7 protein-coding genes are annotated in these 6,271 nt (G+C 35.1%); 1 reads left to right on the forward strand and 6 read right to left on the reverse strand.

Going from position 1 to position 6,271, the window contains the following annotated elements; translation table 11 throughout:
* Nucleotides 1-147: 147 nt before the first annotated feature.
* Complete coding sequence (gene pheA / locus ACTTKP_RS10685; RefSeq protein ID WP_442553887.1) at nucleotides 148-1,278, forward strand: prephenate dehydratase; 1,131 nt, start codon at nucleotides 148-150, stop codon at nucleotides 1,276-1,278.
* Nucleotides 1,279-1,334: 56 nt separating this feature from the next.
* On the opposite strand, the gene ACTTKP_RS10690 is transcribed toward pheA, so the two are convergent.
* From ACTTKP_RS10690 to ACTTKP_RS10715, 6 genes are all read right to left on the reverse strand, one after another.
* A complete protein-coding gene (locus tag ACTTKP_RS10690; RefSeq protein WP_442553888.1) occupies nucleotides 1,335-1,622 on the reverse strand; it encodes a helix-turn-helix domain-containing protein in 288 nt (95 codons plus the stop codon).
* 44 nt (nucleotides 1,623-1,666) lie between these two features.
* Nucleotides 1,667-1,849 carry a hypothetical protein gene (locus tag ACTTKP_RS10695; RefSeq protein ID WP_442553889.1) on the reverse strand — a complete coding sequence of 61 codons (183 nt, stop codon included), beginning with the start codon at nucleotides 1,847-1,849 and terminating at the stop codon, nucleotides 1,667-1,669.
* Between the two features lie 60 nt (nucleotides 1,850-1,909).
* Nucleotides 1,910-2,593 carry an aspartate/glutamate racemase family protein gene (locus tag ACTTKP_RS10700; RefSeq protein ID WP_442553890.1) on the reverse strand — a complete coding sequence of 228 codons (684 nt, stop codon included), beginning with the start codon at nucleotides 2,591-2,593 and terminating at the stop codon, nucleotides 1,910-1,912.
* Nucleotides 2,593-3,783 (reverse strand): carboxylate--amine ligase, encoded by a 1,191-nt coding sequence (locus ACTTKP_RS10705; protein ID WP_442553891.1) that lies wholly within the window; start codon nucleotides 3,781-3,783, stop codon nucleotides 2,593-2,595. Before ACTTKP_RS10705 ends, ACTTKP_RS10700 begins: the two co-directional genes overlap by 1 nt.
* 70 nt (nucleotides 3,784-3,853) lie before the next feature.
* A complete protein-coding gene (asnB, locus tag ACTTKP_RS10710; protein ID WP_442553892.1) occupies nucleotides 3,854-5,689 on the reverse strand; it encodes an asparagine synthase (glutamine-hydrolyzing) in 1,836 nt (611 codons plus the stop codon).
* 9 nt (nucleotides 5,690-5,698) lie between these two features.
* Nucleotides 5,699-6,271, reverse strand: a 573-nt coding sequence (locus tag ACTTKP_RS10715; RefSeq protein WP_442553893.1) for a glutamate ligase domain-containing protein, incomplete at its 5' end; no start/stop codon positions are given.

Genomic DNA, 6,271 nt, shown 5'->3' on the forward strand with positions numbered 1-6,271 from the left:
AAACCCAAATCAAATATACTCGCTTAATATCATCATACTTCCGTTTGCATATTGTACTTGCCTTTTCTTTCTATTTCAATATAATTAAAGGGTGTTATTTATAAAAGTTTCAGTAAGCATACATTTATATTTCTGAAAGGATTAAAAATGATAGATTTAAGTATAACCAGAGCAAAGATTGATGAAATAGATAAACAGATTATTTCACTCTTTAACGAAAGAATGAAACTTGCTGACGATGTAGCAAACTATAAAATAGCTACAGGTAAGCCCGTTTACGATCCAATAAGAGAAAAAGAAAAACTTGAGGTTATAGAGGGTTTTGGAGATGATTATTTTGGCAAAACCGCACTTAGAGAGTTATTTTCTCAGATTATGTCTATCAGCCGTAAGTACCAGTACAGGAAAATAGCTAATGTGTCTGAAACCTCTTTAGCTGTCACCTCATATTCCTCTGATAATATAGGTTTCTTTGGCGGGAGCGGTACCTATACCGAAAGAGCAATGAAGGACTTTTTTGGAAAAGATACAAAGGCAAGGTCTTTTGACAGCTTTAAGAAAGTCTGTGAAGCAGTAGGAAACGGTACTATCGAATATGGTGTGCTTCCTATAGAAAATTCTACTACCGGAAGTATATCGGATATTTATGATTTGCTTATGGAATACAAAGTGCATATCCTCGGTGAGGCAATTGAGCCTATCGACCATGCTCTACTTGGCTTACCGGGAACAAGTTTAGAAAATATAACCGAAGTTTACAGCCATCCGCAGCCACTGCTACAGTGTTCAAACTTCTTAAATAAGTACCCTGACTGGAATACCTTTGCCTATGGAAGCACCTCCAAAAGTGCAATTAAGGTTAAAAATGACGATAAACCTGAACAGGCTGCAATAGCAAGTAAGGCAAATGCAGAGTTTTACGGGCTTGAGGTTCTTGCTGAGAATATCGCAAATGACACACTTAATGCAACACGATTTATAGTGATAGGAAAGGGAGATAACTATCTTGAAAATGCTGATAAAATAAGCATTAGCTTTGAAATACCACATAAGACGGGCTCACTTTACAGCATCCTTTCCAATTTTATCTACAACAATATCAATATGACTAATATAGAGTCCAGACCAATCCCTAAAAGGCGCTGGCAATACCGCTTCTTTGTTGACTTTGACGGCAACTTAAATGATGCAGGTGTCATAAATGCAATTACCGGACTTAAGGCCGAAGCTGACAGCTTTACTTTACTTGGTAACTATATTGGAGCTGATAAAAAATAAGTGTATTAAAGGCAGAACCTAATGTTAGATTCTGCCTTTTTAAATTTAAAATAATTTTATAAACTTTTCTTTGGTATGAACTCAATTTTTAATATCATATCCATACCATCTGCTAGTCTTTTCAATAAATTTATAGTTGGATTTCTTGTTCCATTTTCTAGTTTACTAATGTCTGCCTGATTAATTCCTGTTTTTTCTGAAAGCTGTTTTTGTGTTAGATTTTGATTGGTTCTTGCATCTATTATAGCCCTTATTACATCAAATTCAGGTTGAAGGTTATTATATTCTGTTTTAAACTCCGGATCTTTCATTTGCTCATCAAAAAAATCATCAAATTTTCTCATTTCTATCAATCCTTTCCAAATAGTCACTTCGATATTTTTTTGCCTTATCTATCTCCATCATCCAAATGCTTACTATATGGTTCTCTCAACCTGTTTCCTTTTTCTTGAAGAATCTTAATTATTCCAAGCAACTTAGCTCTCATTTTTACATCTAACATCTTCAAAAATTCTTCCACAGGAATATTTCCATTTTCTATTTCATAAAATTCAACTATAAATTTTCCCATTTTTTCCTTCATAAATATTATATGGAATATATGCCATATTGTCAATATAAGTTATACTACCTACAACTTCACCCCAGCTCCGCTTAACTCAATACTTCTTTTTACAAGCACATTCAAGGCATCAACAGTGTTTATATTTTCAGGAATATCAAGAAGACTAAGCTCGGTACATGCTATAATTCCAACAGTTTCATCATCACAATACCTGTTTAGAATGTCCATAAACTGCTTATTATCCAAATTATTGGTTTCCTTTATGTTATAGATTATATCCATTACAGCCTGTTTATCTTCCTCAGAAACCTCTTTAATTTCAAGTCCGTATTCCTTTGCGTATTTCTCATACACCTTAGAGTTAAGAGTACCGAGAGTACCAAAAATCGAGATTTTATTTAGTCCACTTTTCTTCACTTCAAGGATAGTTTCTTCAATCATGTTGATAATGTTTAAGTCAGTAAGCTTCTTAAATTCATCATAAAAATAATGACTGGTATTACAAGGGATGGCAACTGCCTCTACTCCAATATTTTCAAGGATGGCAAAGTCTTTCTTTATAGCATCTAAAAATTCAGTCTTTCTGTTTTCAATAATGCATTTTGTTCTGTCAGGCATGGTCGAATGATTTAATACTATCATATCAATATGCTCATTATCACATTTAGCCTCTGTGTTAAGTACAACTCTTTCATAAAAGTTGACCGTAGCCAAAGGCCCCATACCTCCGATAACTCCTAATTTATACACTATTTCCTCCTAAATATTTTCCTGAAAGCTTTTCCAAGCAAACGCTTGTTAAAGAAAAACCAAGGTCCCAGGTCATCTATAGCAAAGATTGCAGGTGCCCATTTTCTTGAAAATGAAATACCTAAAGACTTTAAGATACCAACCTGCCCTGTCTTTTTATATCTAAGGATTGCAACCATATCTTCAAATCCGTAAATAAATGCATACTTAGTGTCATAGTTCAGGAATTTAGTATCACTTTCTTTCAGGTTTCCTGTAAGATCAAGATAGGCAATGTAAGGCATATTAATACCACATTTGTATATCATATTATTAAAATTGGTAGTTCTTGCGTTTATTTCTATCAGGTAAATCTCTCCTGTCTTTTCATGCCTTTTAAACTCTATTTCTCCAAAGCCCCTGTATCCGATATTCTCAAGGAAAGGCTTTGAAATCTCAACAAGCTTAGGATTGTATTTTTGAATTGTAAATACCGAAGCACCGAAGTTAATAGGCCACTGACGCTGTTTCTGCGCAGTCAGATAGTGGGTGGTTTTTCCGTTTCTTGCAATATAATAATCATAGGTAAGCATACAGTCATCAAAGCCCGGTACTATTTCCTGTACAAAGATTTCTATATTATTATCCTTAGCCTTCTTTATGCCTGCTTCCATTTCTTCAAGGTTCTTGCAAATGAATACCTTATTTCTGAATACCTTGGTAAATTTTACAGTATCAAAAGGCTTGATTATACAAGGGAAACCTACTTCATTTTTTACCCTCTCTATTAAGTTTTCATCATTAACACTAATAGTTGCAGGTATTTTCACTCCGTTTTCAAGTGCAATATCGTGTAATGTCCACTTGTCAAGAAGCTTCGAATTAAGCCCCTTAGCCTGACTGATTAAATAATATTTCTCAAGCTCATCATAGTATTTATCTATAAATTCAACATATTTATCATGGGTTGGAAGAAGTACAGGCTTCTCTGTCTGTTTTTTTCCATACTCAATAAGCCCTGTAAAGGCCTCTTCTCCGAATTTATTCAGATTATCTATTTTTAAAAATTCAGATATAAACTTAGACTTTGCACCATAGGCATTTTTCAAATCATAGTCGCAGGCTACAACGTGTACACCCTCCCGTCCTAAACACCTTATTATGCTAAGTCCTATATAATAATTACATCCTAAAACGACTGCCTTATTCATTACGCTTTCCCCTTAAATCTAATCAATTTTATCCCAAATTTGGGGTTATTCCTTATATAACCTGTGAAACTTATGCCGTCTGTGTGGCAAAGTAAATCTCATACCATTTTAAGAAGGTATAAATGGTATAAATCTTACGGCCGTTGTTGGCTATATTGTTAAAATGGTCATCTAAAAGCGAATTTATCTTTTCTTTATCAAAAAACTCACTTACAAAGTCTTTATTAAAAATTTCTTTTACAATCTTATAATACTTTTCTTCCCTTATCCACACTACAAACGGAACAACAAAACCTAACTTCCTGCGCTTTGCCCAATCCTCAGGAAGCTTATTCTTAGCTGCCTTTCTGAAGGCATACTTTGTTATCTCATTATGTACCTTATGTTTTACGGGAATTGTCCTTGCAAGCTCCCACATCTTCTTGTCAAGAAGAGGAACTCTAAGCTCTATGGAATTTGCCATAGTCATCTTGTCAGCCTTCAGAAGAATATCTTCAACTATCCACAGCTTCATATCAAGGTAGAGTCTTTTTGAGATATCATCCATATCCTTAACTTCGTCATAGTATTTCTTGGTCAAATCCCTTGAAGTTACAGTATTTTTATACTTTGAAGTTACAAGCGAATTAGCCTGTTCATCAGACATTATTTCAGCCGGCCCTATGTACCTGTCCTCAACCTTCTGACCATATTTCATTATTATGGTTTTTCCGCTGAAATGCTTTCTATCCTTGTATTTTTTATATAATTTGTTTCTTAAGCCAAATGGCAGTTTTCTGTACATTCTCTGCGGAAGTGCATCTGCATATTCATTGTAACCCGCAAACAGCTCGTCAGCACCCTCTCCTGAAAGTACAACCTTTACCTGCTCAGAAGCAAGCTTTGATAAGAAATACAATGGCACAGAAGAAAGATTCGCATGTGGTTCATCCGAATAATACTGTACCTTATTTATTCCCTCGAAAAATTCATCAGGTGTAATAAGCTTTGAGTAGTTATTTATACCAAGGCTGTCTGAAAGCTCCTTTGCATACATAGTTTCATTAAAGCCCTTATTATCAAAACCTACAGAGAAGGTCTTATCCGGAAGTGCGGTTGCAACCACGTAACTTGAATCAACTCCGCCTGAAAGGAAGGAGCCTACTTCCACATCACTGATTTTATGGTATTTAACCGATTCCTCAACCTCTCTTTCAATCTTACCCACAGCCTCGTCAAAGGTCATCTTCTGATAATCAAGGGTTAGATTGTAATAGGTTTTTATCTCCATTTTTCCGTTTTCGTATATATAATAATGTCCCGGTCTCAGTTTCTTTACACCTTTAAAAAATGTCTCCTCCAAAGGATTGTACTGAAAAACCAGATAATGCTTTAATGCCTTTTCATTTACCTCTTTCTTAAACTTAGGGTACTTTAAGAAAGCCTTAACTTCTGAGCCAAATAGGAAATCTCCCTCTGTCATAGCATAATAATAAGGCTTTATTCCAAAATGGTCTCTTGCTCCAAACAGCTTTTCTTTTTTGCTGTCCCAAATGGTAAAAGCAAACATTCCACGAAGCTTAGCTAGGATTCCTTCTTCACCGTATTCTTCATATCCATGTAATATAACTTCAGTATCCGTATGTGTCTTAAATTTGTATCCCTTGGTTATAAGCTCTTCTCTTATTTCCTTATAATTATATATCTCTCCGTTGAAAATAATAGCTACATCTTCTGTTTCATTTAAAATTGGCTGAGAGCCTTCTTTAAGATCAATTATACTGAGCCTTCTAAAACCGAAGTTTACATCTTTGTCAAAATAATAACCATCACTGTCAGGTCCTCGATGAACAATCTGATTATTCATCTCTTTTATTACATTTTTATCTTTTACATTTTTACTGCAAAATCCTACAAATCCGCACATATTTTCTCCTTAAATCCTGCCAAGAATCTCTTTTACAGTTTCTATCTCGCTGTAAGGCAGGTACTCGTTACCAATTACCTGATAAGGCTCAGCTCCCTTACCCGCAAGCAATACTATGTCATTTTCACCTGCAATACCAAAGGCATATTCTATGGCTTCTTTTCTATCTTCAATAACAGTATAATTAGTTTTATTACAATCTGAAACCAAACCCTCTACTATATGTTCCACCGACTCATTTCTTGGATTATCCGCAGTAAATACAACCTCATCCGAATTTTCAAGGGCTATCCTTCCCAAATCCGGGCGCATACTGGAATCCCTGTTGCCACCGCTATGTCCTATCAAGGTTATTATCCTGTTATGCGGCACCTTATTTAGAGTTTCAAGTACCTTCATAAGTCCATCAGGCGTATGGGCAAAGTCAATTATTATCTTATAGTCTTTATCTGTATGAACTATTTCCATCCTTCCGCTGACACCTGAAAAGCTTTTTAAAGCTTCTATAGCATCTGAAATAGCTATTCCCTTTGCAAAAGCCGTACAGATAGCAGCAAGCACATTATATACGTTAAATAAGCC

The sequence above is a fragment of the Catonella sp. genome, from assembly GCF_052169795.1.
Lineage (GTDB): Bacteria > Bacillota > Clostridia > Lachnospirales > Lachnospiraceae > Catonella.

Bases quoted from the DNA above. Each gene is read 5' to 3' on its own strand.
- pheA (WP_442553887.1), top strand. From the start codon at position 148: ATGATAGATTTAAGTATAACCAGAGCAAAGATTGATGAAATAGATAAA.
- ACTTKP_RS10690 (WP_442553888.1), bottom strand. From the start codon at position 1,622: ATGAGAAAATTTGATGATTTTTTTGATGAGCAAATGAAAGATCCGGAG.
- ACTTKP_RS10695 (WP_442553889.1), bottom strand. From the start codon at position 1,849: ATGGGAAAATTTATAGTTGAATTTTATGAAATAGAAAATGGAAATATT.
- ACTTKP_RS10705 (WP_442553891.1), bottom strand. From the start codon at position 3,783: ATGAATAAGGCAGTCGTTTTAGGATGTAATTATTATATAGGACTTAGC.
- asnB (WP_442553892.1), bottom strand. From the start codon at position 5,689: ATGTGCGGATTTGTAGGATTTTGCAGTAAAAATGTAAAAGATAAAAAT.